1 pseudogene is annotated in these 815 nt (G+C 57.3%); it reads left to right on the top strand.

The window, feature by feature from the left end:
- Positions 1 to 56: 56 nt before the first annotated feature.
- Positions 57 to 815 (top strand): annotated as a pseudogene (locus PY793_RS14100) (IS3 family transposase); the annotation flags it as partial.

Here is an 815-nt window from a genome sequence, read left to right as displayed (position 1 = left end):
CCCCCCGAAAATGTAACCATTTAAAAGTAGAGTCCGATCAAGAAGGATACGGACGGATGAAACGCAGCCGCTTTACGGAAGAGCAGATCATAGGGATCCTGAAGGAACAGGAGGCTGGGCTGAAGGTCTCTGATCTTTGCCGCAAACACGGGATCAGTGATGCGACGTTTGACAAGTGGAAGACCCGCTATGGTGGTCTTGAAATATCGGAAGCCAAACGGCTGAAGGCGCTGGAGGATGAAAACAGCCGCCTGAAACGTCTACTGGCGGATGCCATGCTGGATAATGCGGCACTAAAGGAAATCGTTGGAAAAAAGTGGTAACGCCTGTCGCGAAACGGCAGGCGGTCCGACACATACGGGAGGCTCTGGCCCTGAGTGAACGCCGTGCCTGTGCGCTTGTTGGTGTTGCCAGGCGTGTCGCGCGGTATGTTTCTACCGGAGCGGACGATGCTGCCCTGCGCCAGCGCCTGCGGGAACTGGCGGACCAACGACGTCGCTTTGGCTATCGCCGCCTGGGTTATTTTCTGGCGCGGGAAGGATTCAGCCCCAATCACAAGAAGCTATTCCGCCTTTACCAGGAGGAAGGTCTGAAAGTCCGCCATCGGGGTGGCCGCAAGAGGGCACTGGGGACACGTTCTCCCATGACCATACCTCAGGAACCCGGGCAGCGCTGGAGCCTGGATTTTGTCTCGGATGCCCTGATCTGTGGTCGCCGGTTCCGCATTCTGGCTGTTATCGACGATTTCAGTCGCAAGAACCTGGCATTGGTTGCCGACACATCGCTGTCAGGCGGACGTGTGGCGCGGGAACTGA

The sequence above is a fragment of the Acetobacter fabarum genome (assembly GCF_029069195.1).
Classification (GTDB): Bacteria; Pseudomonadota; Alphaproteobacteria; order Acetobacterales; family Acetobacteraceae; genus Acetobacter; species Acetobacter fabarum_A.
The sequence above is the reverse complement of the archived record's forward strand: the minus strand, read 5'-3'. Positions and strand labels throughout refer to the sequence as shown.